This window comes from Rhodococcus opacus, assembly GCF_012396235.1.
Taxonomy (GTDB): Bacteria; Actinomycetota; Actinomycetes; order Mycobacteriales; family Mycobacteriaceae; genus Rhodococcus_F; species Rhodococcus_F opacus.
In genome coordinates this window covers 210,671-236,808 of sequence record NZ_JAAXPA010000009.1, presented here as the reverse complement: position 1 = coordinate 236,808, position 26,138 = coordinate 210,671, and the positions used below count along the sequence as shown (strand labels likewise).

The 26,138-nt window shown below is 68.8% G+C and carries 21 protein-coding genes; 10 read left to right on the top strand and 11 right to left on the bottom strand.

Annotation, left to right across the window (positions count from 1 at the left end; translation table 11 throughout):
• Window positions 1-12: 12 nt before the first annotated feature.
• Complete coding sequence (locus HGB39_RS38655) at window positions 13-426, top strand: hypothetical protein (protein WP_247607419.1); 414 nt, start codon at window positions 13-15, stop codon at window positions 424-426.
• A gap of 90 nt (window positions 427-516) precedes the next feature.
• Window positions 517-984: a hypothetical protein gene (locus HGB39_RS38650; protein WP_247607418.1), complete on the top strand. Its 468-nt coding sequence runs from the start codon at window positions 517-519 to the stop codon at window positions 982-984.
• Here HGB39_RS38650 and HGB39_RS14980 read toward each other — a convergent pair.
• The 5 genes from HGB39_RS14980 to HGB39_RS14960 all read right to left on the bottom strand — a co-directional run bounded on the left by HGB39_RS14980 (window position 981) and on the right by HGB39_RS14960 (window position 11,405).
• A complete protein-coding gene (locus tag HGB39_RS14980) occupies window positions 981-1,697 on the bottom strand; it encodes an AAA family ATPase (RefSeq protein WP_039950361.1) in 717 nt (238 codons plus the stop codon). The genes HGB39_RS38650 and HGB39_RS14980 overlap by 4 nt on opposite strands.
• Before the next feature lie 8 nt (window positions 1,698-1,705).
• On the bottom strand, window positions 1,706-5,482 hold the full coding sequence (locus HGB39_RS14975; RefSeq protein ID WP_043786942.1) for a multifunctional oxoglutarate decarboxylase/oxoglutarate dehydrogenase thiamine pyrophosphate-binding subunit/dihydrolipoyllysine-residue succinyltransferase subunit: 3,777 nt from the start codon (window positions 5,480-5,482) through the stop codon (window positions 1,706-1,708).
• Between the two features lie 111 nt (window positions 5,483-5,593).
• Entirely contained in the window at window positions 5,594-9,466 is a 3,873-nt protein-coding gene (locus HGB39_RS14970; protein ID WP_081276557.1) for an ABC transporter ATP-binding protein, read from the bottom strand.
• A 50-nt stretch (window positions 9,467-9,516) separates the two neighbouring features.
• The gene (locus HGB39_RS14965) at window positions 9,517-10,296 is read right to left on the bottom strand and encodes an ABC transporter permease (RefSeq protein WP_005575286.1); all 780 of its coding nucleotides are present in this window, start codon (window positions 10,294-10,296) and stop codon (window positions 9,517-9,519) included.
• Complete coding sequence (locus tag HGB39_RS14960) at window positions 10,293-11,405, bottom strand: ABC transporter ATP-binding protein (protein WP_043794334.1); 1,113 nt, start codon at window positions 11,403-11,405, stop codon at window positions 10,293-10,295. Before HGB39_RS14960 ends, HGB39_RS14965 begins: the two co-directional genes overlap by 4 nt.
• Window positions 11,406-11,533: 128 nt before the next feature.
• Here HGB39_RS14960 and gad point away from each other — a divergent pair, with 128 nt between their 5' ends.
• Window positions 11,534-12,916 carry a glutamate decarboxylase gene (gene gad / locus HGB39_RS14955; RefSeq protein ID WP_064080489.1) on the top strand — a complete coding sequence of 461 codons (1,383 nt, stop codon included), beginning with the start codon at window positions 11,534-11,536 and terminating at the stop codon, window positions 12,914-12,916.
• A 1-nt stretch (window position 12,917) separates the two neighbouring features.
• Here the strand turns inward: gad and HGB39_RS14950 are convergent, their stop codons facing one another.
• On the bottom strand, window positions 12,918-13,604 hold the full coding sequence (locus tag HGB39_RS14950; protein ID WP_043794080.1) for a hypothetical protein: 687 nt from the start codon (window positions 13,602-13,604) through the stop codon (window positions 12,918-12,920).
• A gap of 99 nt (window positions 13,605-13,703) precedes the next feature.
• On the opposite strand from HGB39_RS14950, the gene HGB39_RS14945 reads away from it, so the two are divergent.
• Window positions 13,704-14,558, top strand: a complete 855-nt coding sequence (locus HGB39_RS14945; protein WP_005574834.1) for an AraC family transcriptional regulator — start codon at window positions 13,704-13,706, stop codon at window positions 14,556-14,558.
• A gap of 4 nt (window positions 14,559-14,562) precedes the next feature.
• Window positions 14,563-14,958 (top strand): VOC family protein, encoded by a 396-nt coding sequence (locus HGB39_RS14940; protein ID WP_043794081.1) that lies wholly within the window; start codon window positions 14,563-14,565, stop codon window positions 14,956-14,958.
• A gap of 9 nt (window positions 14,959-14,967) precedes the next feature.
• On the opposite strand, the gene HGB39_RS14935 is transcribed toward HGB39_RS14940, so the two are convergent.
• On the bottom strand, window positions 14,968-16,005 hold the full coding sequence (locus HGB39_RS14935) for a glutathione S-transferase family protein (protein ID WP_005574836.1): 1,038 nt from the start codon (window positions 16,003-16,005) through the stop codon (window positions 14,968-14,970).
• Between the two features lie 30 nt (window positions 16,006-16,035).
• Window positions 16,036-16,758: a GNAT family N-acetyltransferase gene (locus HGB39_RS14930; protein WP_005574837.1), complete on the bottom strand. Its 723-nt coding sequence runs from the start codon at window positions 16,756-16,758 to the stop codon at window positions 16,036-16,038.
• Between the two features lie 71 nt (window positions 16,759-16,829).
• On the opposite strand from HGB39_RS14930, the gene HGB39_RS14925 reads away from it, so the two are divergent.
• Together HGB39_RS14925 and HGB39_RS14920 are read left to right on the top strand one after the other, a co-directional pair.
• The gene (locus HGB39_RS14925; RefSeq protein ID WP_039950392.1) at window positions 16,830-17,453 is read left to right on the top strand and encodes a PadR family transcriptional regulator; all 624 of its coding nucleotides are present in this window, start codon (window positions 16,830-16,832) and stop codon (window positions 17,451-17,453) included.
• Between the two features lie 2 nt (window positions 17,454-17,455).
• Entirely contained in the window at window positions 17,456-18,967 is a 1,512-nt protein-coding gene (locus HGB39_RS14920; protein ID WP_005574839.1) for an MFS transporter, read from the top strand.
• Here HGB39_RS14920 and HGB39_RS14915 read toward each other — a convergent pair.
• Window positions 18,921-20,285, bottom strand: coding sequence for an FAD-binding oxidoreductase (locus HGB39_RS14915; protein WP_005574840.1), 1,365 nt, complete (start codon window positions 20,283-20,285; stop codon window positions 18,921-18,923). The two genes, HGB39_RS14920 and HGB39_RS14915, sit on opposite strands and share 47 nt — an antisense overlap.
• A gap of 40 nt (window positions 20,286-20,325) precedes the next feature.
• On the opposite strand from HGB39_RS14915, the gene HGB39_RS14910 reads away from it, so the two are divergent.
• The 3 genes from HGB39_RS14910 (at window position 20,326) to HGB39_RS14900 (ending at window position 23,410) form a co-directional block, all read left to right on the top strand.
• The gene (locus tag HGB39_RS14910) at window positions 20,326-21,129 is read left to right on the top strand and encodes an enoyl-CoA hydratase/isomerase family protein (RefSeq protein WP_005574841.1); all 804 of its coding nucleotides are present in this window, start codon (window positions 20,326-20,328) and stop codon (window positions 21,127-21,129) included.
• A 92-nt stretch (window positions 21,130-21,221) separates the two neighbouring features.
• Window positions 21,222-22,418: a class I adenylate-forming enzyme family protein gene (locus tag HGB39_RS14905; RefSeq protein ID WP_005253752.1), complete on the top strand. Its 1,197-nt coding sequence runs from the start codon at window positions 21,222-21,224 to the stop codon at window positions 22,416-22,418.
• Between the two features lie 26 nt (window positions 22,419-22,444).
• The gene (locus HGB39_RS14900; RefSeq protein ID WP_005253753.1) at window positions 22,445-23,410 is read left to right on the top strand and encodes an adenosine deaminase; all 966 of its coding nucleotides are present in this window, start codon (window positions 22,445-22,447) and stop codon (window positions 23,408-23,410) included.
• Window positions 23,411-23,422: 12 nt separating this feature from the next.
• Here HGB39_RS14900 and HGB39_RS14895 read toward each other — a convergent pair whose 3' ends face one another.
• Both HGB39_RS14895 and HGB39_RS14890 read right to left on the bottom strand, forming a co-directional pair.
• Window positions 23,423-24,787 (bottom strand): amidase family protein, encoded by a 1,365-nt coding sequence (locus tag HGB39_RS14895; RefSeq protein WP_005564769.1) that lies wholly within the window; start codon window positions 24,785-24,787, stop codon window positions 23,423-23,425.
• A 10-nt stretch (window positions 24,788-24,797) separates the two neighbouring features.
• Window positions 24,798-26,114 carry a D-arabinono-1,4-lactone oxidase gene (locus HGB39_RS14890; protein ID WP_005564768.1) on the bottom strand — a complete coding sequence of 439 codons (1,317 nt, stop codon included), beginning with the start codon at window positions 26,112-26,114 and terminating at the stop codon, window positions 24,798-24,800.
• Window positions 26,115-26,138 lie beyond the last annotated feature (24 nt).

Sequence of the window (26,138 nt, the reverse complement as noted above, 5' to 3'; positions counted from 1 at the left end):
AGCGTTCTCGTCATGACCACCCTCGATCTCCGCTCCCGCGTCGTCGCGTCCCGCCAGGTGCCGCTGGCGGTGATGGTCGCCGCGATGTCCGTCCTCGCGCTGGTGTGCGCCGTCGGCCTCCTCAGCGACGACCGGACCGTGCTCGGGGTGTCCGTGTGGCTCGAGCCGCTGAAGTTCGCGGTCTCCTTCGCGCTCTACGGGGCCACTTTGGCGTGGTTGCTGACCCTCCCGCACCGAGGCAGCAGATGGACGCGCGCGATGGCGACGGTGTTCGCCGTGACCGGCATCCTTGACGTCGGATTCATCGCGGTGCAGGCTGCGCGCGGAACGTTCAGCCACTTCAACACGTCCGACGACGCCGTCAACACGATCGGCCAGTACGTGTTCATGACCGATGTCCCGGACTGTTCGTCGCGAACCTCGTGATCGCCCTGATTCTGCTCTTCCAGCGCGTGGGGGATCGTCCCCTCACCCGAGCGAGCCATCCATGCAGGCCTGTTCCTGGCGGTGGCCGGGATGGCACTCGGCTACCTCACGGGATTCCAGGGTCGCCAGACGACTACCGACGCGAACGGCCGCGTCGCCGAACTCGCCGCGCGGCACAGCGTCGGCGTCACCGACGAGAATCCGGGACTGCCGGTCACCAACTGGAGCACGTCCGGCGGCGATCTCCGCATCCCGCACTTCGTCGGACTGCACGGCCTGCAGGTGATGCTGATCGGCGCCCTCGTTCTGAGCGTCCTCGCGTCGCGGATTCCGTGGCTCCGCAGCGAGGGAACCCGAGCCTCCCTGATGGCCGTGCTGGCGCTCGCCTACGCCGGGCTGCTCGCCGTGCTCACGTGGCAGGCGTTCCGCGGCCAGCCGCTGATCCACCCCGACGCGCTCACCCTCGCCGCCCTCGGCGGACTCCTCGCCGCCACCGCCCTCGCCGTCCGGGCCGTGAGGTCGTTGGCGGAAGCTGGGCAGCAGGCGGGGCCGGCCTAGAGATGCCGCAGGAAGCGGTCGGGTCCGTCGAGGAACGACCGCCAGTTGCGGACGAGGTCGAGCTGATTCCACTCGGGGTAGTCGATGCCCTCGTCGGTGAGTTCCCAGATCGCGGCGCCGGGCGCGGCAGCGAGGAGGGGAGAATGCGTCGCCATGATCACCTGCGAGCCCTCCTCGGCGAGATCCGCGATCACGCCGAGCAGCGCCAGGCAGGACTGGAACGACAGCGCGGCCTCCGGCTCGTCCAGAATCCACAGGCCCACGCCGATCGGACGGTCGGCGACGTACCGCAGGAACGACTGACCGTGCGAGAGCTGGTTGAACGACGGATCGTCCGCGCGGGGACGTGACTCGTCGGCCGCACCGAACAGCGAATGCATCGACTCGGCACGCAGGAAACACCCGCCGTACGGCTGCGGCCGGGCGCCGACACACGTGAGGTGAGTGCCGAGGTCCGCGTCCTCGGGGCTGGATCCCGCCGACCACAACCGGTCCTGCGCCCCGCGGAACCCGCCCTGCCAGGCCGCGGCGATCGACTCGACCAACGTCGACTTCCCGACACCGTTCTCACCCACGATCACCGTGAGCGGCCGCTCGAATGCCAGCCCGTTGTCGCACAGTTCCGCCACCGAGGGCAGGTCCAGATACCACGAAGCCGGGTCGAATCCGCTCCGTGGAGTGAACTCGACCCGGCTCAATGGCAGATCAGTCAATCAAACGCTCAGCTGAACGCTTCGTCGATGATCTCCTGCTGTTCCACAGCGTGCACCTTGCTCGAACCCGAGGACGGTGCCGACATCGAACGACGCGAGATGCGCTTGATTCCGGACAGCTTGTCGGGCAGCAACTCGGGCAGAGCGAGACCGAAGAACGGCCACGCACCCTGGTTCGCCGGCTCCTCCTGAACCCACCGGAACTCGGTGGCGTTCGGGTAGCGGTCCAGCGTCTCGCGGAGACGACGGCTCGGAACCGGGTACAGCTGCTCGATACGGACGATCGCGATGTCCTCGCGGTTGTCCTTCTGCTTCTTCGCCAGCAGCTCCCAGTACAGCTTGCCGCTGACGAGGAGGACACGACGAACCTTGTCGCGTTCGGCGTCGCCCGTCTCGTACGTGGGCTCCTCGAACACCGAGCGGAACTTGCCGGTGGTGAAGTCCTCGACGTCGGAGACCGCGGCCTTGTTCCGCAGCATCGACTTCGGTGTGAAGACGACCAGCGGGCGGCGGATTCCGTCGAGCGAGTGACGACGCAGCAGGTGGAAGTAGCTGGCCGGGGTGGACGGCACGGCCACGGTCATCGAACCCTCGGCGCACAACTGCAGGAAGCGCTCGATCCGACCGGACGTGTGGTCGGGACCCTGACCCTCGTGGCCGTGCGGCAGCAGCAGCACGACGTCGGACAGCTGGCCCCACTTGGCCTCACCGGACGAGATGAACTCGTCGATGATCGACTGCGCGCCGTTGACGAAGTCACCGAACTGCGCCTCCCACAGCACGAGCGCGTCCGGGTTGCCCACGGAGTAGCCGTACTCGAAGCCGACGGCGGCGAACTCGCTGAGTGCGGAGTCGTAGACCAGGAACTTTCCGGGGTTCTCGCTGCCCAGGTTCTGCAGCGGGGTGTACTCGGCGCCCGTCTTGCGGTCGATGAGGACCGAGTGACGCTGCGTGAACGTGCCGCGCTTGGAATCCTGGCCGGACAGGCGAACCATCTTGCCCTGGTCGACCAGCGAACCGAATGCGAGCAGCTCGGCGAACGCCCAGTCGATCTTGCCCTCGCGGGACATTTCGCGGCGCTTCTCGATGACCGGCTTGACGCGCGGGTGCACGGTGAAGCCCTCGGGTACGTTGACGAACGCGTCGCCGATCCGCTCGAGCACCGACTCGTCGACGGACGTCTTCAACTTCGTGGGCAGCACCTGGTCGAGCTCGACCGACTCACTGGGCTCCGGCGTGTACTTCTCGAGTTCGCGAACCTCGTTGAACACCCGTTCCAGCTGGCCCTGGTAGTCGCGGAGTGCGTCTTCGGCTTCCTTCAGCGAGATGTCGCCGCGGCCGATCAGGGATTCGGTGTAGCTCTTACGCACGCTGCGCTTGGTGTCGATCACGTCGTACATCGCCGGCTGCGTCATCGACGGGTCGTCGCCCTCGTTGTGACCGCGACGGCGGTAGCAGATCATGTCGATGACGACGTCCTTCTGGAACTTCTCCCGGAAGTCGACAGCGAGCTGGGCGACCCAGACGCAGGCCTCGGGGTCGTCGCCGTTCACGTGGAAGATCGGCGCGCCGATCATCTTCGCGACATCGGTGCAGTACTCGGACGAACGCGAGTACTCCGGGGCGGTGGTGAAACCGACCTGGTTGTTGACCACGATGTGCACGGTGCCGCCGGTGCGGTACCCGCGCAGCAGTGCCAGGTTCAACGTCTCGGCCACGACACCCTGACCGGCGAACGCGGCGTCGCCGTGCAGCATGAGTGGCAGGACGGTGAAGCCGTCCTCACCCTTGTCGAGGATGTCCTGCTTCGCGCGGACCAGGCCCTCGAGGACCGGGTCGACCGCCTCGAGGTGCGACGGGTTGGCCGTCAGCGACACGGTGATGTCGTTGTCGCCGAACATCTGGATATACGTGCCCTCGGCGCCGAGGTGGTACTTCACGTCGCCGGAGCCGTGCGCGGCCGCCGGGTTCATGTTGCCCTCGAACTCGGTGAAGATCTTCGAGTACGGCTTGCCGACGATGTTCGCGAGAACGTTGAGGCGACCGCGGTGCGGCATGCCGATGACGACCTCGTCGAGCTGGTGCTCGGCGGCCTGGTCGATGACGGCGTCCATCATCGGGATGACGGACTCGGCGCCCTCCAGGGAGAACCGCTTCTGGCCGACGTACTTGGTCTGCAGGAACGTCTCGAACGCCTCGGCGGCGTTGAGCTTGCTCAGGATGTACTTCTGCTGAGCGACCGTGGGCTTGACGTGGTGCGCCTCGACCCGGTCCTGCAGCCACTGCTGCTGCTCCGGCTCCAGGATGTGCGTGTACTCCACGCCGACGTGGCGGCAGTACGCGTCGCGCAGCACGCTGAGCACGTCGCGCAGCTTCATCTTCTCCTGGCCGTGGAAGCCGCCGACCTTGAACTCGCGGTCGAGGTCCCACAGGGTCAGGTCGTGCGTGCGGACGTCCAGGTCCGGGTGGCTGCGGAACTTGTCCTTGACGAACTGCAGCGGATCCGTGTCGGCCATCAGGTGACCGCGGTTGCGGTACGCGGCGATCAGTTCGAGAACACGGGTGTTCTTGTCGACGGCGCCTTCGGGCACGTCCTTGCGCCAGCGGACCGGCTCGTACGGGATGTGCAGCGCGTGGAAGATCTCGTCGTAGAACTCGTCGCTGATCAGCAGGTTGTGGATGGTCCGGAGGAAGTCGCCGGACTCGGCACCCTGGATGATGCGGTGGTCGTACGTCGAGGTGAGCGTCATGAGCTTGCCGACGCCGATCTCGGCGAGGCGCTCGTCGCTCGCGCCCTGGAACTCGGCGGGGTACTCCATCGCGCCGGCACCGATGATGGCGCCCTGGCCGTTCATCAGTCGCGGCACGGAGTGCACGGTGCCGATGCCGCCGGGGTTGGTGAGCGAGATCGTGACACCCGAGAAGTCCTCGGCGGTGAGCTTGCCGTCACGCGCGCGCCGGACGATGTCCTCGTAGGCGCTGTAGAACTGCGTGAAGTTGTGGGTGTCGGTGTTCTTGATCGCGGCGACGACGAGGGACCGACTGCCGTCCTTGCCCGGCAGGTCGATGGCCAGACCGAGGTTGGTGTGTGCGGGGGTGACCGCGTTGGGCTTGCCGTCGATCTCGGCGAAGTGCCGGTTCATGTTCGGGAACGCCTTGACCGCCTGCACGATCGCGTAACCCAGCAGGTGCGTGAACGAGATCTTGCCGCCGCGGGTACGGGCGAGGTGGTTGTTGATGACGATCCGGTTGTCGAACATCAGCTTCGCAGGGATGGCGCGAACGCTGGTGGCGGTCGGAATGGCCAGCGAGGCCGACATGTTCTTGGCGACGGCAGCAGCTGCGCCGCGGAGAACCTTCGACTCGTCTACGGCAGGAGCGGGAGCGGACGCCTTCGCGTCCTTCGCCGCGGTCTCCTTCGCGGGTGCGGCTTTCGTGGAGGCCTCGGTCTTCGGGGCAGCAGCCTTCGGAGCTGCACCGTTGGGTGCAGTCTTCGGCGCGGCACCGTTGGCCGTCTTGGTCTGAGGCTTGGGTGCGGTCTCGGACTCGGGAACCGGGGGAGTCGACGCCTTGGCGGAGGGAGCGGCAGCAGGTGCGGCGGTGGTGGTGCCGTTCGTGCCGTGTCCGTTGGCTGCGCCTGCCTTGGCGGCGGCGTCGGGAGAGTAATCCGTCAGGAATTCGTGCCAACTCGCGTCCACGGACGACGGATCGTCCTGGAAACGCTGGTACATTTCGTCAACCAGCCACTGGTTCTGTCCGAACTGGGATGTAGAGCTGCTGCTCACGGCAGGTGTTCGCCTCGTTTCTATTTCGGTACCCGATCAGAGCGCCTATATACATGAGACTAGCCCTCGCGTGTGACGTGTAGATCGCCAGGCCTGCACGTGTGAGCTGTCTCACGGCCAACCGATGGGGTCACCATCGATGACGGTTCTCGCCCCGCGATTATTCCCCGCCCCGGTCTCCGCCGCATCCCACAGTCCCGAATAGTGGCCACCGGCATAGCGCAGGGTGGCGTGCGATCCGGTTTCGACCACCCGCCCCTCGTCGATGACGAGGATCACATCTGCCCGGGCCGCGGTGGCCAGTCGGTGTGCCACCACCACCGACGTCCGGGTGCGGGTCACCCGGCTGCTCGCCTCGAGAACTACCTGCTCGGTGGCCGGATCGAGCGTCGCGGTCGCTTCGTCGAGCAGCAGCAGGTCGGGGTCGACCAGCTCGGCCCGGGCGAGCGCGATCAGCTGGCGTTGGCCGGCCGACAGGCCCTGCCCGCGCTCGCCGATGGGGTGACGCATCCCACCCCGCAATCCGGCGATCGTGCCCAGTGCGCCGACCGCGCGTGCAGCGTCCTCGATCTCTTCGCGGCTCGCATCCGGGCGTCCGTACGCGATGTTGGTGGCGACGGTCCCGGTGAACAGGTGGGCTTCCTGGGGGACGACGCCGAGGCGTCCGCGGTACGCGCCGAGCGGGTACCGGCGGAGGTCCACGTCGTCGACGAGCACCGCGCCGGACGTCGGGTCGTAGAAGCGGGCGAGCAGTTTCACGATGGTCGACTTGCCCGCGCCGGTCCGGCCGACCAGGGCGACGGTGGTGCCGGCGGGGATGTGCAGGTCGATGTGGGTCAGGGCGTCGCTGTCCGCCCCCTGATAGCGGAACCCGACGTCGCGCAGGCACAGCTCGCCGCGCAGGTGCCCGTCGATCGGCTGGAGGTCCTCGCGCGAGGTCGCCCGCTCGATGGAACTGGGTGTGCGGAGCAGGTCCCCGATCCGGAGCAGGCCGACACTGGCCTGCTGGTATCCGTCGAACACCTGCGACAGTTGCTGAATGGGGCCGAACAGGAGCCCGAGGTACAGCACGAAGGCGACGAGCGTCCCGGTCGTCGTGTCGCCGCCCGCGACCTGGCGCGCACCGACGAACACCACGGCGGCCAGGGCGAGGTCCGAGAGGAACGCGATGAACGGGAAGTACAGCGAGATCGCCCGCTGCGACCGCATCCGGCTGCGCCGGTAACTGTCGGCCCGCTCGGCGAACCGGCGGGCGGCGAACCCTTCGCGGCGGTATGCCTGGGCCGCACGGAGCCCGGCGATGTTCTCCTGGAAGTCGGCGTTGACGAGTGAGATGCGCTCACGCGAGACCGTGTACGCCACCGAGGAGATCCGGCGGAAGATCAGCGTCGCGACGACGAGCGGCGGGATGACGGCAAGCGCCACCAGCGCGAGCGTGACGTCGGTGGCGACGAGCGCGACGGTGATACCGAGGACGGTCAGGACGCTCACCACGGCGGTGGACATTCCTGTCTGGATGAACGACGACAACGCGTCGACGTCGGTGGTCATCCGGGTCATGATGCGACCGGACAGCTCGCGCTCGTAGTAGTCGAGTCCGAGCCGCTGCAGGTGGGCGTAGCTGCGCACCCGCAACCCGAACAGCACACGTTCCCCCGCTCGGGCGGTGAGGACCGTCATCAGGGCGACGACGAGCCAGCCGGCGACCACGAGAGCGACGCCCACCCCTGTCGCGGTCCACAGCGTCGCGGAGTCCTGCGGGACGACACCGCGGTCGATCGCGAACCGGACGATCGACGGGAACGCGATCCCCGCGAGCGAGTCGAGCGCGAGGCAGACGGCGACGGCGACGAGGAGGGCACGGACCGGCCGCAGGATCCGCGACAGCCGGAAGTCGGGCTCGGGCAGGCGCAGGTTCCGGGTGTCGATTCCCGGGCTCTCGACGGCGGGCGGAAGCGCCTCCACGGCCTGCCGAAGTTCCGGGGTCGCGGCTACGTTGCCCAGCGCTCCCGCCATCGGTCCGCCGGCGGCGCGGCCGCCGCCGGGTCCCGCGCCGGGAGCCGGGGTGCGGCCGGACGCGGCAGGCACGTCCCACTCCTCGGCGTCCTCCGGCCACAACTCGGACTCGGACGGCATGCGCTGATACGGCATCGGCTCGCTCGGTGCGGGAACGCTGACGTCGATCGGGCCCGCGTTGTCGGGGGAGGCGAACAGTGCGCGGAAGAGCGGGCACCGTTCGTCGAGTTCGGCCACCGTGCCGGAATCGATGATCCGTCCGCGGTCGAGCACGGCGACTCGGTCGGCGAGCGACAGGGTCGAGCGGCGATGCGCCAAGATCAGAGCAGTTCGGCCACGATTCGCGCGCAGCGCCGCGAAGATCGACGCCTCGGTGGTGGCGTCGACGGCGGAGGTCGCGTCGTCGAGGATCAGCACTCTCGGGTCGGTGAGGAGTGCGCGTGCCAGCGCGATCCGCTGCCGCTGCCCGCCGGAGAGGGTGAGACCGCGTTCGCCGACCACGGTGTCGTAGCCGTCCGGCAATGCGGAGACGAACTCGTCGGCGGCCGCCATGTCGGCGGCGGCGCGGATCTCCTCGGCGCTGGCGTCGGGCCTGCCGAGGGCGATGTTGGCCGCAATGGTGTCGGAGAAGAGGAACGGCTCGTCGAACACGAGGCCGACGGCTTCGCGCAACTGCTCGGCGCTCAGCTGCGCGACGTCGAACGACGCGCCCGCCGACGTGAGGGACACGGAGCCCGAGGACGGGGCGTAGAAGCGGGGGAGCAGCAGCGACAGGGCGGTCTTGCCGGAACCGGCCATCCCCACCACCGCGACCGTCTCGCCGGGTGCGATACGCAGGTCGAGTCCACGGAGGATGTGCCGGTCCGATTCGAAGCCGAACGTGACCGCGCGCAGGTCCACACCCAGCGGTCCGCCGGGCAGGGCGGTGGGGTGCGGCGGGTCCGCGACCTCCGGTTCGGCGTCGATCACCTCGTACACACGCTCGACGGCGGCCCGGGACAGCTGGGCCATGATCACGACCGACGACAGCGTGCGGGTGACGCCGGTCATCGTGGCGACGTACGTCGCGAAGGCGAGGAACGTGCCGATCGTGATGGAGCCGTGCAGGGCGAGGTAGCCGCCGACCGCGATGACCCCGACGAGACCCAGTTGGGGCAGTGCCGCCATGGTCGGCGCGAAGCGCGCATTGATCCGGGCGGCTCGCAGGCGTTCCGCGTACAGCATCCGGCTGTGGTCCTCGAGCTGGTCGACGGCCCGGCGCTCCTGGCCGAAGCCCTTGACCACGCGGACGCCGGTGACGGTCTCCTCGACGTGCTGGGCGAGGTCGGCCGCGCGTTGCTGCGCCGACCAGGTGGCCGCGAACAGTTTCGGTCGCATCGCGTAGACGACGAGGCACACGGCGGGGACGATCACCAGCGCGACGACGGTCAGCAGCGGCGACAGCCAGGCCATGATGGCGAGCGCGAGGACGAATTGGAGCAACGCGCCCGCCGACAACGGGACCATCGCGAGCAGGCCCTGCACCAGCTGGAGGTCGGTGATGGACCGGGAGACCACCTGACCGGTGCGGATCTGATCCTGCCCCCGCCCGTCGAGCCGTTGCAGCGCACTCAGCAGTCCCAGCCGCAGATCGTGCTGGACGTCGAGCGACAGCTTCCCGGCGAGCATCCGGCGGCCGTACTGACAGCCGAAGCGGACGCACGCGAGCAATGCGATGAGCAGCGCGGCGATGCCGATCACCTGGGTGTCGTGACCCGAGCCGGCGGCGTCGACCGCGTACTTGGTGAGGAGGGGGAACGAGATGTCGATACCCGCGGCGACGATTGTCACGGACAGGGCGCCGAGTGCGACGCGGCGGTGCGCCCAGCACTCACCGCTCAGCCGTCGAATCCAGCCCGGCCGTGCCTGATCCTGCTCCAGCGTCTGCTCCCGTTCGATCACCGAACCGGATGCACTCTCACTTGCCACTGGATCCACGTTAGCGCCGGGTACCGACAGGGACGGCACCCGGCGCCGTGTCAGGTGATGTCGCGCTGCCGGGTGAGCGCCCAGCCGCCGCCGACGAAGACCGCGGTCCACACGAGCAGGGCGAGGGGTGCCGTGGGCCAGAACGTCAGCCAGTCGATCTCGTTGCCGGCGGCCGCGTTCGCGACCGTCCCGAGGGTGGCCGACACGGGGAGGACACTGCCGACGGCGCCGATGCCGATCCCGCTGAGGATCGAGCGGAGGATCATCTCGCCGAGGGTGTACCAGACCACCAGGGCGATGCAGCTTCCGACGGACGAGCCGGTGAGCATCGACACCCCGCCGCCGATGAGCGCCCACAGCGCCCCGCAGATCAGGGCGGCCCCGAGCATGGCGAACAGGGATCCGCGCAGTTCGAAGGTGTCACCGCCGAACGTCAGCAGCAGGGCGACGCTGACCACCTCCACCACGAGGCAGTAGAAGAAGCCGAAGGCCGCGGTGACGGCGAGCTTGGTGCCGATCACCCCGTCCCGGCCGCGAGCGGTGAGGAACGTGGTGGTGAGCGTCTTGTACCGGAATTCGGTGCCCACGTTCACCGCCCCGAAGAGCGCGGCGAACAGGACGACGAGGGCGACCGCGACCGCCAGCCCGAACAGGGTGGCGGCGAGGTTGGCCTCGCTCGGATCGGCCTCGAACGCGTCGGTGAACGCACGCATCACCGGCAGGGTGATCGCGCTCGAGAACATCCCGACGATCAGCGGTGCGAGACCGAGCATCCACCAGAACCGCAGGGTGGTGACCTTGCGGAATTCTGCGGTGAGCAGCGCTGTCATCGCGGACCTCCGGAGATCGGACCGTGCTGAGGGTGTGCGGGTGGTGGACCGTAGCCCGGTGGTGGGGCGTACCCGGGAGGCGGACCGTAACCCGGCTGTGGGGCGTACCCGGGAGGTGCGTACCCGGGCTGGGGTGAGTACGTCGGCGGTGGGCCGTACCCCGAGGGCGCCGCGGCGCTCGCTCCGGCCACGTACTGACCCGCAGTCATCGACAGGAAGAGTTGCTCGAGGTCGATGTGATCGCCGACCGCGCCGAAGATCGTGACCCCTGCTTCGGCGGCGACGGACTCGACGAGTTCGAGGGACGCGCCGACGACGGCGAGGCGTCCGTCCGCGAGCGACCGGGCATCGACGATGCCCTTGGCGGCCAGGGCGGTCGCCAGCGCGGGCGGGCTCGAGGACGCGACGAGCAGCCGGCTCTGCTGCGACTTGCGCAGTTCCTCCATCCGTCCCTGATAGACGAGGGAGCCGCGGCTGACGATCACGAGATTGTCGACGGTCTGCTCCACTTCGCGGAGGATGTGACTCGAGATCAGCACGGTCCGGCCGGATGCGGCGAAGCCCTTCAAGAACTCACGCAGCCAGGCGATGCCCTCGGGGTCGAGTCCGTTGGCCGGTTCGTCGAGGATCAGGATGCGCGGATCACCCAGCAGCGCCGTCGCCAGCGACAGCCGCTGACGCATGCCGAGGGAGAAGCCGCCCGCCTTGCGCCCGGCGACGTCCTCGAGCCCGACGAGCGCGAGCACCTGCAGGGCGCGTGCGTCCGGTACCCCTATCGCGGACGCGTACACCTTCAGGTGGTCGAGTGCCGTCCGGTTGGGGTGCAGGCTCTGCGAATCCAGGACGGCGCCGACTGTGCGCGCGGGGTCGACGAGGTGGCGAATCGGGACACCGGCGACCGTGGAGGCGCCGGACGTCGGCTTCACGAGACCGAGGATCATCCGCAGGGTCGTGGTCTTGCCGGACCCGTTGGGCCCGAGGAATCCGGTGATCGATCCCTGCGGCACGGTGAAGCTGAGGTCCGTGACCGCGTCGACGTTCTTGAAGCGTTTCGACAGCCCCCGCACCTCGATCGGTGCTGTGAAACTTCCCGGGATTGCTGTGGTCAACCCGTCCTCCCCTGCCACAATCGAATGGAACTGTTTCGACCCTACTGGGCTGCCGTGCCGAGATTCACCAACTGACGTACAGGGCGTCTGCGACGGCGCATGCTGAAACCAATCGATTGGGGACGCACATGAGCAAGCACCACCATCACCATCGCGACGTCATTTCTCCCGCCTACACGGGGCGCCTCTCGATCGATCCGTTTCCGGCGCTGCGGCTGCCGGACGAGGAAACCGATCCCGAGGCCGCGTACCGGTTCATCCACGACGAGTTGATGCTCGACGGCAGTTCGCGGCTGAACCTGGCCACGTTCGTCACCACGTGGATGGATCCCGAGGCCGACAAGCTGATGGCAGAGACGTTCGACAAGAACATGATCGACAAGGACGAGTATCCTGCGACCGCGGCGATCGAGTCCCGTTGCGTGTCGATGGTGGCCGATCTGTTCCACGCTCCCGACCTGTCGACCACCGACCCGTCCAGCGCCACCGGCGTCTCGACGATCGGTTCGAGCGAGGCGGTCATGCTCGGTGGTCTCGCGCTCAAGTGGCTGTGGCGGGCGAAGCGGGAGGCGGCCGGGAAGGACACTGCGCGACCGAATCTGGTGCTCGGCAGCAACGTCCAGGTGGTGTGGGAGAAGTTCTGCCGGTACTTCGACGTCGAGCCGAAGTACCTGCCGATGGAGAAGGGCCGCTACGTCATCACGCCGGAGCAGGTTCGGGATGCGGTCGACGAGAACACGATCGGAGCGGTCGTGATCGTGGGCACCACCTATACGGGGGAGCTCGAGCCGGTGGCCGCGATCGCAGACGCTCTCGACGAACTTGCCGCGTCCGGCGGCCCGGACGTGCCGATCCACGTGGACGCGGCGAGCGGTGGCTTCGTCGTTCCCTTCCTGCAACCGGAGTTGCTGTGGGACTTCCGGGTTCCGCGCGTGGCCTCGATCAACGTGAGTGGTCACAAGTACGGATTGACGTATCCGGGGATCGGGTTCGTGGTGTGGCGCGACAAGGAACACCTTCCCGAGGGGCTGGTGTTCCGGGTGAACTACCTGGGCGGCGACATGCCGACGTTCACCCTGAACTTCTCGCGGCCCGGCAATCAGGTGGTGGGTCAGTACTACAACTTCCTGCGACTGGGCCGGGCCGGCTACCGGTCGATCATGGAGACGTTGCGCGACACCGCAGTTCGCGTGGGCAGACGCATCGCCGAGATCGACGGCTTCACCCTGATCACGGATGGCACCGACATTCCGGTGGTGGCGTTCGAACTCGTCGGCGACCCCGGGTTCACGGTCTTCGACGTGTCACACGAGCTGCGGGCGCGGGGGTGGCAGGTGCCCGCCTACACGATGCCCGCCGACGCGGAGGACGTGGCGGTCCTGCGCATCGTCGTGCGCGAGGGCTTCAGCGCCGATCTCGGATCCCTCGTCGCCGAGGCGATCGAGGAAGTGTGCGCCGAACTCCGCGAGAAGGGTGGCGGGCGTTCGACGGAACAGCACTTCGCCCACTAGGTCAGGCCTCGATCGCGCGGAGTTCGTCCGGCCAGCGGGCCGGGGCGGGCCCGAACGCTTCGCGCGCGTTCTTGACGACACCCTTGCCGATGGCCCGGTTGCCTGCGCCGCCGATGGCCGCGCCGATGCCGGCGGGCACGAGTTTGCCGAGGACCAGCGCGCTGCGGCGGGCGGCGTACTTGGTGATGAACTTGCGCACCAGGGTGTTGTTCATGCCCTTCATCGTGGGGCCGGGGATGCGGCTGGTGATGGCGCTGGCCCAGTTCTTCGCGGTCACGCCCGTCGCCTTCTGGACAATTTCCATGCCCGATTCACCGAGCGCCACAGACAGGACGAGTGCGCGCCGCTGCTGGTGGTCGACGGCGGAGACGCCGTGCACCGATGCGACAGCGAGAGTGAGCAGCGCCGCCGCTTCCAGGAAGAACGCCGATTCGGCGCCCACCGCCGCGATGGACGCGATGGTGCCGACTCCGGGAATGGCGGCGGTGGCCCCGACCGCGCTGCCGCTGCCCGTCACGGCCAGCAGGAACATCTTCTCCATGCGCTCGATGATCTGCGCGGGCGACTCACCGGGGTGCGAGCGCCGGACCCATTCGACGTACCTGGCCACCGCGGGAGCCTGGAGACGGCTTCCGTTGTCGAGGACCGAGACCAGTACCTTCTCCACCGGTCCACCATTGCCAGCCATCGGGACTCCCGTCTCGCCGTGTGTTTCGAGTGTGCTGGCACCGACTGTAGGTGAGTGAACGGTGTGGCCGGTGCCGGCACCGGTGCCTAGGCTGGTTTCGTGAGCGTCGCCGACAGCGATACCGCGGTGTCGTCCGGGGCCTTCCGGCGCCCGGCGGCACCGTTACGCGCGCTGGTCACGGGATACGACGGCTATCGGCTGGCCGGTTTCGAGCCCGGAATCCACCTCGGTCTGCCGTCGCCCTGCCTCACGGTGATCGTGACGATCGACGAGCCGCTCGACATCGCCGCCCAGGCGACGCCCGAGCAGGCGCCCGGTCGTTACGACACACTCGCCAGCGGCATCGCCACGGCACCGGTGACGATCCGGCACGACGGCAACCAGCACGGCGTCCAACTGGCGCTCAGCCCTCTCGGCGCCCGGGCGCTACTGAGGGTGCCCACCGCCGCCCTCGGCTCCTGGGTCGTCGGGCTCGAGGAACTGCTCGGTCCCGACGCGCGGGAACTGACCGAACGGCTGTCCCTCGAACCGGGCTGGGACGAGCGGTTCGCGATCCTCGACGACGTCCTGACTCGCCGCGCGGCGCCGGCCGAGATCGACCCGCACCTCACCCGCGCCTGGCATCTGCTCGTCGCCGGCGAGGGCACCCGGGTCGGTGACGTCGCGCACGAGGTCGGCTGGAGCCGAAGGCATCTGGTGAACAAATTTGTCGCAGAGTACGGCGTGACGCCCAAGGATGTGGTGCGGTTGTCGCGTTTCCACCGTTCGCACCGGATGCTCAAGGGTGCTGCCGGGGCGACGCTCGCCGACGTGTCCGCGGTGTGCGGCTACTACGACCAGGCCCACATGGCGCGGGACTGGCGCGACCTCGCGGGCGTCGCACCGTCGCGGTGGCGCGAGATCGACCCGTTCTCATTCGTCCAAGACCCCTACCACGACGACGGCGCAGAGTGATGACATGACTACTTCGACGCAATCCACATGTGTGTGGCCCACCTTCGTCTACCGCGATGCGCGGGCCGCGATCCGCTTCCTCGTCGACGCCTTCGGATTCGCCGAGAAGGCGGTGTACGGCGAGGGCGACCGGGTCGATCACGCCGAACTCGGCTGGCCGAAGGGCGGCGGGATCATGCTCGGCTCGCCCAGTGAGGACTCGGTCATCAGCGACCTGCCGCCGGGGACCGGCTCGGTGTACCTCGTGGTCGACGACCCCGACGCCCTCCACGAGCGCGCGGTGGCCGCCGGTGCCACGATCGTCCGCGGACTCCGGGACGAGGACTACGGATCGCGCGGATTCACCTGCCGCGACCCCGAAGGCGTGTTCTGGAGTTTCGGCACCTACACCGGCTCGTAGACCGGCCCATCACGCCCCGTGCCCGGCCGGGACGTCCTCGCCGGGCTTCGGCGGAGGTGGCGGTGTGCCGTCCCCGAACGGCCTGCCGCCCAGCTGTTCACGCCCGTGTGGTTCGAGCCAGCCGGACAGGTCGGGACCCTTCGGCACGATCCCGGTGGGATTGATGTCGGTGTGCACGATGTAGTAGTGCTGCTTGATCTGGGTGAAGTCGATGGTGTCGCCGAACCCGGGTGTCTGGAAGAGATCGCGCGCATAACCCCACAGCACGGGCATCTCGTCGAGTTTGTTCCGATTGCACTTGAAATGTCCGTGGTAGACGGCGTCGAAGCGGGCCAGGGTGGTGAACAGGCGCACGTCCGCCTCGGTGATCGTGTCCCCGACGAGGAACCTGCGGTCGGTCAGTCGGTCCTCGAGCCAGTCGAGGCGGGCGAACAGGCGGTCGTACGCGGAGTCGTACGCGTCCTGTGATCCGGCGAAACCACACCGGTACACCCCGTTGTTGACGTCGCGGAACACGAGATCGGCGACCTCGTCGATCTCGTCGCGCAGCGGCTCGGGGTAGAGGTCGGGCGCGCCCTCACGCTGGTACCGCGTCCATTCCGAGGACAGATCCAGGGTGATCTGGGGGTAGTCGTTGGTGACCACCTGCCCGGTGGGGACGTCGACGATCGCGGGCACGGTGATGCCCCGCGAGTAGTCGGGGAAACGCGCGAAGTACGCGTCCTGCAGGCGCGGGATCTTCAGCACGGGGTCGAGCCCGCCCGGATCGAGATCGAAAGTCCAGCTGCGCTTGTCGTGGGTGGGGCCGCACAGCCCCATCGACAACACGTCCTCGAGTCCGAGCAGTCGCCGCACGATGATCGCGCGGTTGGCCCACGGACACGCACGGGCGGCGACGAGACGGTAGCGGCCGGGTTCGACGGGATAGCCGTCGCGGCCGTCGGCCGTGATGCGGGTGGGGATGTAGTGGGTGTCGCGCGTGAACTCGGCGCCGGATTCGACGTAGGCGCCTTCCGTGCTGTGCGGTTCCGCCGTTCGGTCTGTCATGGTCGACTCGTCCCCGTCTTTCGATGTGTCTCAGAGCGTACTTCGGGAGATCGTGACCGCAGCGTACGTTCCCAGTTCCCGGTACCCGGCGCGGGCGGCGAGCGCGCGCGAGGCCAGATTGTCGCGGGGTGAACGGCATTGGGCGATCAGGCCGCTGTCGAGCGCGTCGTCGGTGGCGATCCCGGCGACCGTGGCGCCCAGTCCCCGGCGCCGGAACTCCGGCGCCGTCAGCACGCCGACATCGGCGAGGAAGCCCTGGAACTCGGCGTACCCGGCGGAACTGACCGGTTGCTGCGCGTCGTCGAGAATCGTGAACCATCGGTCGCGGTCACCCAGATGGGCCTCGGTAACGTCGTCCGGGGGACACGCCTGCTCGACCTGCCGGACGTGGTCGTGTTTGTGGGAGACGAGCGGTGGCTGCCCGGTCGCGGGATCCTGGTAGTCGGTGCCGAACGCGAGCACCAGGGGACCGGCGCACCGTCCGGACCGATCCTGGGTGAGGGCGAGCAGGGTCGCGGATTCGGTCAGTTCCGCCGACGTGTGCCCGTCGGCACGCTCGATCGCCCACCGCGGTCCGACGAGCGCGGACGTATCGCCCAGGCGCAGGAATCGGATCGTGTCCGTGTCGTCGTCCACCCGGACGGCGCGGTCGTCGGCACCCGGCCGGGTGGACAGTGCGTCGTCGGGCAATCCCAGTTCGCGTGACCAGGCGAGTCGAATGATGTCGAGGTGATGGGAGTCCACGGGACCCACGGTAACCGCTTGTTCCCCATCGGCCCGGACGGTATATTCCACGTGGAGTATTCGCCTTGGAGGAGTGGAAGGTGGTGACCGTGACACTCACCCCGCTCGGTGTCACCATCCTCGGTCTGCTGTGTGAGCGCACGATGCATCCGTACGAGATGTACCAACTCGCGGCCGCCCGGCGTGGACGCGTCGTGAAGATCCGGCCGGGTTCGCTGTATCACACCGTGAGCAGGCTCGAAGGCGAAGGGCTGGTGCGCACCACCGGTACCGACCGGGCGGGAAACCGGCCCGAACGCACCATGTACGAGGTCACGCATGCGGGCCGGGAGGCGCTCGTCCAACGGGTGAGCGACATGCTCGCCACTCCGGTGCACGAGTACCCGCAGTTTCCCCTCGCCCTGGCGGAGGCGCACAACGTTGACGCCCCCGCCGTGGTGGAACTGCTCCGGGAACGGCTCGATCACCTCACCCGCGAGATCGACGAGCTCGAGACCGCCGCCGCTCTCGCCTGTTCCACCGAGACTCCCAGAATCTTCCTCCTCGGCAACGAATTTCTCGTCACCGTCGCCCGCGCGGAGCACGAATGGCTCAGCGCCCTGGTGGCCGACATCGACTCCGGAGCCCTCCCGTGGCTTTCGCCGGAACTTCTCGAACGACTGACACACTCACGCCGGATCCCATCCGGTTCAGCAAAGGATTGACGATGGACACCGAGCGCACCGCACCACCCACGTCGCCACCCGAGCATCGAAATCCGTGGCCGGCCCTGTGGGCCCTCGTCATCGGCTTCTTCATGATCCTCGTCGACAGCACCATCGTCGCGGTGGCCAACCCGGCGATCATGAACGACCTGCACACCGACATCAACAAGGTCGTCTGGGTCACCAGCGCGTACCTGCTGGCCTATGCGGTGCCGCTGCTGGTCACCGGTCGACTCGGTGATCGGTTCGGTCCCAAGAACATCTACCTGATCGGGCTCGTCCTGTTCACCGGGGCGTCGCTGTGGTGCGGCCTGTCCGGCACCATCACCATGCTCATCGTCGCCCGGGTCTTCCAGGGACTGGGCGCCGCACTGATGACGCCGCAGACGATGGCCGTCATCACCCGCACGTTCCCGCCGGACCGCCGCGGCACCGCGATGGGTCTGTGGGGTGCCGTCGCCGGTGTCGCCACCCTGGTGGGACCGCTCGCGGGCGGCGTGCTCGTGGACAATCTCGGCTGGGAGTGGATCTTCATCGTCAACGTGCCCGTCGGCGTGATCGCGTTCGTGCTGGCCTGGCGGCTGGTGCCCGCGCTCGAGACCCACGAGCACAAGTTCGACATCCCCGGTGTCGTACTCAGTGCGCTCGGCATGTTCTTCCTCGTGTTCGGAATCCAGGAAGGCAGCTCCTACGACTGGTCGGCGACCGTGCTGGCGTCGATCGGCGCCGGCCTCGTCCTACTCGGCATCTTCGTCTGGTACCAGTCCTGGAACAAGAACGAGCCGCTCCTGCCGCTGGGCCTGTTCACGGACCGCAACTTCTCGCTCGCCAACGTGGCGATCACCGCGATGGGGTTCGCGATCACCGCGATGGTCCTGCCGCTGATGTTCTACACGCAGGCGGTGCGGGGTCTGTCGCCGACGAAATCGGCCCTGCTCCTCGTGCCCATGGCCGTTCTCACCGGTGTGTTCGCCCCGTTCATCGGCAAGCTCGTGGACCGCACCCACCCGCGGTACATCGCGGGCGCCGGATTCCTGCTGTTCTCGATCGCACTCGGCTGGCTGGCCATGGTCATGTCGCCCGACGTGGCGATCTGGGAACTGCTGCTGCCGATCGGTCTGATCGGTCTCGCCAACGCGTGTATCTGGTCGCCGCTCGCGGCCACCGCCACGCACAACCTTCCGCCCCATCAGGCGGGCGCCGGAGCCGGCGTCTACAACACGACCCGCCAGGTCGGCGCCGTCCTCGGCAGCGCCGCGATCGGCGCGCTCATCACGGCCCGCCTGTCCGCGCAGGGGCTGAACAGCGACAGCCAGGAGGCCGGCGTCGGCGAGATGCCCGAATTCGTGAAGGAGCCGTTCGCGACGGCGATGTCGCAGTCGATCTGGCTGCCCGCCGCCGTCCTGCTGATCGGGTTCATCGCCTCGGTGTGTTTCGCGCGACCGTTGCGCGAGAAGAGGCCTGGAGTCAGTGCGGGCGACGCAGCCAGTCGGGAAACATCACTGCAGGGTTGAGGTAGTCGGCGGGATCGAACGCCCGCTTGATCGTCCACATCGCGGTGATGTCCTCGCGGCTGAGGGCGAGGTCGAGGTAGTTGCGCTTGTGTGCGCCGACACCGTGTTCGGAGGCGATGTTGCCGCCGTGATCGCGGATCAGTTCCGTGACCGTCCGGTACAGCACGGACTCGTCGGGGCAGCGCAGCACGTTGAGGTGGACGTTGCCGTCGGCGACGTGCCCGAACAGCACCGGGATCGCGTCGGGGGCCCGGCTCGTCACCAGCGCGACCGCGTCGGCGACGAACGCGGCCAGGGTGTCCAGCGGGAGGGCGGCGTCGAACTTCAGCGGGGGCCCGAACAATCCGACCACCTCCGCGAACGCATCCCGCGCCGCCCACACCCGGGCGCGGCCTGCGGGATCGATCCCGACGGCGGGTTCGTCGTCGGGAGCGCACTGCGCCAGGGCCTCGGCCAGTTCGTCGGTGAGATCGCGGTGGCCGGCCAGTTCCACGAGGAGGTACCACGGCAGACCCGTGGGGACCGCGAAACCCAGCCGCGAGGAGGCCAATTCGAGCCCGCGGCCGTCGAGCATCTCCACGGCGTCGACCCCCTCGAGCCGCCGGACGACGCGAGCGGCGTCGATCAATCCGGGCAGTTGCGCGAAGCCGGCAAGGGCGGTCACTCGGAACTCGGGCACGGGGCGGAGCGTGAGGTCGACAGTGGTGACCACACCGAGAGTCCCCTCGCTGCCGACCCACAGCGCGGGCAGGTCGTATCCGCAGTTCTCGGCGCCCACCCGCATGCTGCGCCGCACGATCGCCCCGTCGGGGAGCACGACCTCCAGGCCCAGCACCTGCGCCGACATGTGTCCGTACCGCACGGTGTGCAGCCCACCGGCATTGGTCGACACCATGCCGCCGATCGTCGCGGAATCGCGGGACGCGATGTCGACGCCGAACAGCAGTCCGGCGTCGGCGGCGGCGTTCCGGAGCGTCGAGAGGGTGACCCCGGCGCCGACGGTGACGCGCAGGTTCTCGCGGTCGACGGCGCCGACCGCGGTCAGCCGTTCCATCGACAGCAACACGTCGTCGTGCTCGGGCACCGTCCCTGCTTCGAGTCCGGTGCGGCCACCCTGCACAGTGACCTTCACCCCGGCTCGGCGGCAGATGCCCAGCACGGCCGAGACTTCCGCGGCATCCGCGGGCCGGACGAGTGCGCTCGCCCGCCCGCTGTAGCGCCCCGTGTGGTCGATGGCCCGGGCGGCGAGCACGTCCGCGTCCACGGTCACGAACCGTTCTCCGACGACGTCGGCCAGCGCCGCGCGCAGCGAGTCCACACCCCGATCGTAGGCGGAACACGTGTGGCAGTCTGGCGGCATGACTGAGCCTGCAGCCGCGCATCCCACCCGACTCGAGCGTGTCCATACGGACGCCGGCGCCGAGATCGCGATCCTGACGTTCGCCCACGGCGCACTCAACCTCTTCGATCAGGCGATGTTCGACGCCGTGCAGGCCGACGTCGCGGCGCTCGCCGAGGATCCGCCGCGCGCGGTGCTGCTGCGCGCCGAGGGCAAGGTGGTCTCCGCAGGAGTGGACGTCCACGTGTTCGACGGGCTCACGGCGGAACAGGGCGCGGACCTGTGGCAGGAGTTGTTCGCCGAGATCTGCCATCCGCTCGAGGCGCTGCCGTGCCCCGTCGTGTACTCGGCGCACGGACTGACGCTGACCGCGGCCTTCGAGATCGCGCTCGCCTGCGACATCATCCTCGCCGCACCGAAGGCGAAGTTCGGACTGGTCGAGACGGTGGTGGGGCTGACCCCGTCGATGGGCGGACCGCAGCGGCTGGCCGAGCGGGCGGGGTCGGGCCGCGCCCGGGAACTGGTGATGACCGGCGACCTGTACGACGCCGCGACGCTGCGCGACTGGGGCGTGGTCAACGCCGTCCACGAGGACGTCGACGCGGAGGCCCGCGCCCTCGTCGCACGCCTGGCGGACGGGCCGACGCGCGCACACGACGCCACGAAGCAGATCATCTCCGCGTGGCGGTCGGGTGGGGTCGCGCACGCCGACTCGATCACGCCCGACGTGTCGGGTGCGCTGTTCGAGACCGACGACCTCCGGGGTGCGGTACGCAGCTTCCTCGACGTCGGTCCGGGCAAGGCGACGTACCGCGGGCGGTAGGCGTCGGCGAACTGCTCCCCGCAACTGTGACGGGCGTCATATAGTCGTGGCAACGTCCCGGTCGCGCAGCAGTGTCGTCAGCGGAGGTGCAGATGCCGTCGTCCCTCGTCGAGTACCCGAGTAGTGGTCCCTTCTTCCACGACGACCGGGTGGTCCGTGGTCGCGACGGCCTGCTCCGGTACGGCGGGCTCAACCCGTCGCTCACCGAGCTGCTCGACATCTCCGTGCACCGCTACGCGGGCCGGGTCGCCGTCGAGGAGGACGGTGGCCGGTCGCTCACGTTCTCGCAACTGTGGACGTCCGCGGCGCGGGTGGCCGGCGGGCTGAAGTCGAAGGGCGTCGAGATCGGCGACCGCGTCGCCGTCCGGCAGCCCATGGGGGTCCGCTGGGTCGAGGCCTTCCTCGGGGTGTTGCTGGCCGGCGGCGTGCCGGTCGGGGTGAGCCCGGCACTCGACGACGCGCGAACCGGTGAGGTGCTCGCCGACAGCGAATCGGTACTGATCCTCGACGGCGAACTGCCGGAGGGCATCTCGTTCATCGACGACGGAGCGAGCCCCGACGAGCTGGTGCTGCTGTCGTACACGCCCGGGCCGTCGGAGTCCCCGAAGGGGGTGGAGCTGAGTAACGAGAACGTCCTCTCGACCATCGAATCCGTGCTCCATGCGCGCGGGTTCAGCTCCGAGGGACTGCGGAATCTTCTCGTCGAACCCGAACTGCACACCGTCGGATCGCTCGTCGAACTGCTCTCGACGCTGGTGGTGGGCGGAACGGTCCTGCTGACCGGGAGCACCGACGCGGCGTCGTGGCGCGGCACCGGTGCCGACGTGCTCACCGCGGCGCCCGCCGTCCTCCTGCGGGCCGTGGAGAACTCGCGGGTGACGAGTTTCGGCCGGCGCGCGGTGCGCTGGATCGACTATAGCGGCTCCGGCCTGTCCCTGGAGCAGTCGCAACTGCTCCGGCGGACGTTCCCTGCGGCCAGGCACTTCCTCGGGTGGGGAATGACCGAAACGTGCGGGGCGGGCCTGGCGCTGCCCGACGAGTGCGCTCTGACACACGCGGGCAGCGTGGGCGTCGCGTTCGGCGGGATGGAGGTGGCCCTCCTCGGTCCCGACGCCGGCCGCGGTATCGGCGAATTGCTGTGCCGCGGTCCGGGAGTCAGCCGCGGCTACTGGAACCGGCCCGAGGTCACCGCGAAGACCTTCACGGGTGGCTGGTTTCACACCGGCGACACCGCGAATATCGACGGCGACGGCTTCGTCCGTATCGTCGACCGCGACACCGCTGCCTAGGTGGTGCGAAAGGCAGGTATCCACCCGTGAGCTCTCCCGTCGCCGAGCTGCACATGCACATCGAGGGTTCCCTCGAACCCGAGCTGATCTTCGCGCTGGCCGAACGGAATTCCGTGCAGCTGCCGTACACCGACCTCGACGATCTCCGCTCGCGGTACGAGTTCACCGATCTGCAGTCGTTCCTCGACCTGTACTTCGCCAACATGCAGGTGCTTCGGACGGCGCAGGACTTCGCGGACCTCACTCGCGCCTATTTCGCCCGGGCGTCGGCGGGCGGCGTCGCGCACGTGGAGTTCTTCTTCAACCCGCAGGCCCACGTCAATCGTGGTGTGCCGCTGCACGAGGTGCTCGACGGGATCATGGACGCGGTGGGAACCAGCGAGCGGGAGTTCGGCCTCAGCAGCGCCGCGATCGCCGCGATCCTGCGGGACCGTCCCGTGCACGAGGCGGAGGAAGTGTTCTCGGAGATCATCCGGTTGCAGACGCCGATCGTCGGGCTCGGCCTGGACTCGGCCGAGGTGGGCAACCCGCCGTCGCTGTTCGAGGACGTGTTCGCCCGCGCCCGGTCGGAGGGGCTGCACGTGGTCGCCCATGCAGGCGAGGAAGGCCCGCCGGAGTACATCTGGCAGGCGCTCGATCTCCTCGGTGCCGAGCGCATCGACCACGGGGTGCGGGCGCTCGAGGACCCGGCGCTCGTGGCGCGTCTGGTGGACGAGGAAGTGCCGCTGACCGTGTGCCCACTGTCGAACGTGCGACTGTGTGTCGTCGATTCGCTGTCCGAGCATCCGCTGCGGACCATGCTGGAGGCGGGTCTGCTCGTCACCGTGAACTCCGACGACCCCGCGTACTTCGGCGGGTACGTCGACGACAACTTCGCCCAGTTGCGGGATCAGCTCGGCCTCACGGATGCCGAGCGGGAAACCCTCGCGCGCAACTCGATCACGGCGTCGTTCGCGAGCGACGCGCGCAAGGCGCAACTGCTCCGCGGCTGACGGTTCCGGCCGTCAGTCGATCAGCCCCGTGTCGCCGAGACTCGCGACGACCGCCAGGACGTCGCGGTCACGGCCGTGCGGGCCGACCAGGCAGAGACCGACGGGAACTCCGTCGTCGGTGCGCAACGGCACGGTCGCGTTGGGCAGTCCGGAGATGCTCGCGAGGCAGGTGAGCATGCCGGTGGCGCGCATCGTGTTCCGGAACCGGTCACCGCTGGGGTAGCTCGTCCGCTCGGGGGCCGTGGAGGAGGTCGCGGGCAGCAGGAGCAGGCTGTCGCCCACGTACGCGGTGATCGTCTGCGACGCCTCGGCGAGCTTGATCAGTTTCCGGCCGTACGTGGATTCCCAGATGCGGCTCGCGGCGGCGAAATTGCGGCCGGGTTCGTCGCCGAGCGACGTCATCGCCCCGCTCACCCAGTCGCCGTGCAGCCGCCACGCCTCGTAGCCCTGCACGGCGACGACGGCGTCGTACCAGTCGGGAAGCCGGCCGATGTCCGTGTCGGTCCACGTCAGCCGGGGGAGGGAACTCTTCTCCCACGCGGTGAGGGCGCGCCGCACAGCGCCGAGCGCCCCCGCCTCGGCGACGCCGTTGATGCCGTCGGAGGTGAGCGCGCTGCGGAACGGGGTCTCCGCCGTGAGCGGGAGAAGCGCGCCGGAGACCGCGACGAGGGTGTCGAGGTCGCCGCAGACCCATGCGGGGGTGTCGAACGTGGGGGACAGCGGAAACAGCCCGTCGGTGGAGACGGCGCCCCGGGACGGCGCGAAGCCGTACAGGCCCTGATACGAGGCGGGGATGCGGACGGAACCGGTGGTGTCGACACCCAATCCGATGTCGGCGGAACCCTGCGCGACTGCACTCGCGGCACCCGAGGTCGCACCGCCGGGCAGGCAGTCCTCGGCGCGGGGGTTGGGCGGCGTACCGAACTGCTGGTTGATGCCGGAATGCCCGTAACCGAGGTCGTCGGTCTGCGCCAGGCCGACGACGCGGGCGCCCTGACCGAGGAGGCGCGCCACCACTGCGGCGGTACCGGTTTCGACGGGTGCCTCGGCGAGCCGCCGTCCGCTGCCCGCACCGATCTGCTGTCCCGCAACGGCGTACAGGTCGGTGACGGCGAGTCGCTTGCCGGCGAGGGGCCCGTCACCGGTCGGCGCGACCAGCGGATCCCCCTGCACGCGCCACGTCGCCTTGTCGACGGGCACGAACTCGGACACCGCTCCGCCGCCCGGAGCGGACAGGCCGTCGGGAAGCGGCGGAACCTCCGGGTCGTGCAGGCGTTCCCCGCACGCGCCGAGCATCACGGCACCGAGCGCCGCCGCCCCGGAGGCACCCGCGACGCGAAGGAAGTCGCGACGGTCGAAAGATCGACTGGGGGCCACCTAGCTCACGTTAGCGACCGAGGACCTGCTGGAGGTACGCGTTGCCGAACATTCGCTCGGGGTCGTACTTGTCGCGCACTGCGACGAACTCGTCGAAGTTCGGATAGGCGGGCCGCAAGTCGTCGGCGGTGCGGCCGTGCATCTTGCCCCAGTGCGGTCGCCCGTCCGCTTCCCGGGCGATGGCCTCGACCGCGGAGAAGTACGGCTCGTGATCGCGGCGATGGTACTGGTGCACCGCGATGTACGCCGTGTCCCGACCGTTCGCCGTCGACAGCCACACGTCGTCGCCCGCGGCGAACCGGACCTCGACGGGGAACGCGACCGTGAAACCGGACTTCTCCACCCACGAGTCGATGGCCGCGAGAGTGTCGGGGAGGGCCTCGGTGGGAACCGCGTATTCCATCTCCCGGAACTTGACCCGGCGCTCCGACGCGAAGACGCGGTAGCTGCGATCGGTGAATTCGCGCGCGCTCAGCATGCGCGACGACAACCGGTTGATCTTCGGGATCGTCGTCGGCGCAAGGCCGGCGACCCTGTTGATGCCCTCGAACAGGACGTTGGCGAGCAATTCGTCGTCGACGTAGGCGCGGACCGGGTGGAGGGGAGAGACCGGGGTGTCACCGGGTAGCCGGGTGTTGCGTTTCGTCAGCACGCGGCGGGTGTGCGGAAACCAGTAGAACTCGAAGTGGTCGATCGTGGTGCGGTCGTGGTCGAGCCGGTCGAGGGTGGCGTCCAGTGACTCGGGCTTCTCGACGGCGTGCATCACGTAGTGCGGCACGCACTGGATCGTGACCTTCGAGATGATGCCCACGGCGCCGAGTCCCAGCCGTGCTGCCTCGAACAGTTCGGGGTTCTCGGTGGGGGAGCAGTCGGCCACCGAGCCGTCCGCCAGCACCACCTGCAGGGCGCGGACCTGAGTGGCGAGACCTCCGAAACGCGCTCCGGTGCCGTGGGTTCCGGTGGACAGCGCACCCGCGATGGACTGCACGTCGATGTCGCCCAGGTTGATCATCGCCAGGCCACGGTGCCACAGTTGCTCGCTCAGGTCGTGCAGCCGCGTGCCGGCGAGGACGGTGACGAGGGCGCCCGCCGGTTCGTCGAGGGTGACGGATTCGATCCCGGTGAGGGCGTCGAGGCTGACGAGGATCCCGTCGGTGACGGCGACCCCGGTGAAGGAGTGCCCCGACCCCACGGCCTTGACCCGCTGTCCGTGCTCCGCGGCACCGCAGACGAGCGCGCTGAGTTCCTCCACCGAGCGCGGTGTCGCGAAGCGCAGCGGGTTCGCCGTCTCGGTGCCCGCCCAGTTGCGCCATGTGTCCTGTGCCATTCGCCCATCATGAACCTGGACGCT

What these genes read in the sequence shown, in the direction of transcription:
- HGB39_RS38655 (WP_247607419.1), top strand. Translation starts at nt 13, where the DNA reads ATGACCACCCTCGATCTCCGCTCCCGCGTCGTCGCGTCCCGCCAGGTG.
- HGB39_RS38650 (WP_247607418.1), top strand. Translation starts at nt 517, where the DNA reads ATGGCACTCGGCTACCTCACGGGATTCCAGGGTCGCCAGACGACTACC.
- HGB39_RS14965 (WP_005575286.1), bottom strand. Translation starts at nt 10,296, where the DNA reads ATGACAGCGCTGCTCACCGCAGAATTCCGCAAGGTCACCACCCTGCGG.
- gad (WP_064080489.1), top strand. Translation starts at nt 11,534, where the DNA reads ATGAGCAAGCACCACCATCACCATCGCGACGTCATTTCTCCCGCCTAC.
- HGB39_RS14950 (WP_043794080.1), bottom strand. Translation starts at nt 13,604, where the DNA reads ATGGCTGGCAATGGTGGACCGGTGGAGAAGGTACTGGTCTCGGTCCTC.
- HGB39_RS14940 (WP_043794081.1), top strand. Translation starts at nt 14,563, where the DNA reads ATGACTACTTCGACGCAATCCACATGTGTGTGGCCCACCTTCGTCTAC.
- HGB39_RS14935 (WP_005574836.1), bottom strand. Translation starts at nt 16,005, where the DNA reads ATGACAGACCGAACGGCGGAACCGCACAGCACGGAAGGCGCCTACGTC.
- HGB39_RS14920 (WP_005574839.1), top strand. Translation starts at nt 17,456, where the DNA reads ATGGACACCGAGCGCACCGCACCACCCACGTCGCCACCCGAGCATCGA.
- HGB39_RS14910 (WP_005574841.1), top strand. Translation starts at nt 20,326, where the DNA reads ATGACTGAGCCTGCAGCCGCGCATCCCACCCGACTCGAGCGTGTCCAT.
- HGB39_RS14905 (WP_005253752.1), top strand. Translation starts at nt 21,222, where the DNA reads ATGCCGTCGTCCCTCGTCGAGTACCCGAGTAGTGGTCCCTTCTTCCAC.
- HGB39_RS14890 (WP_005564768.1), bottom strand. Translation starts at nt 26,114, where the DNA reads ATGGCACAGGACACATGGCGCAACTGGGCGGGCACCGAGACGGCGAAC.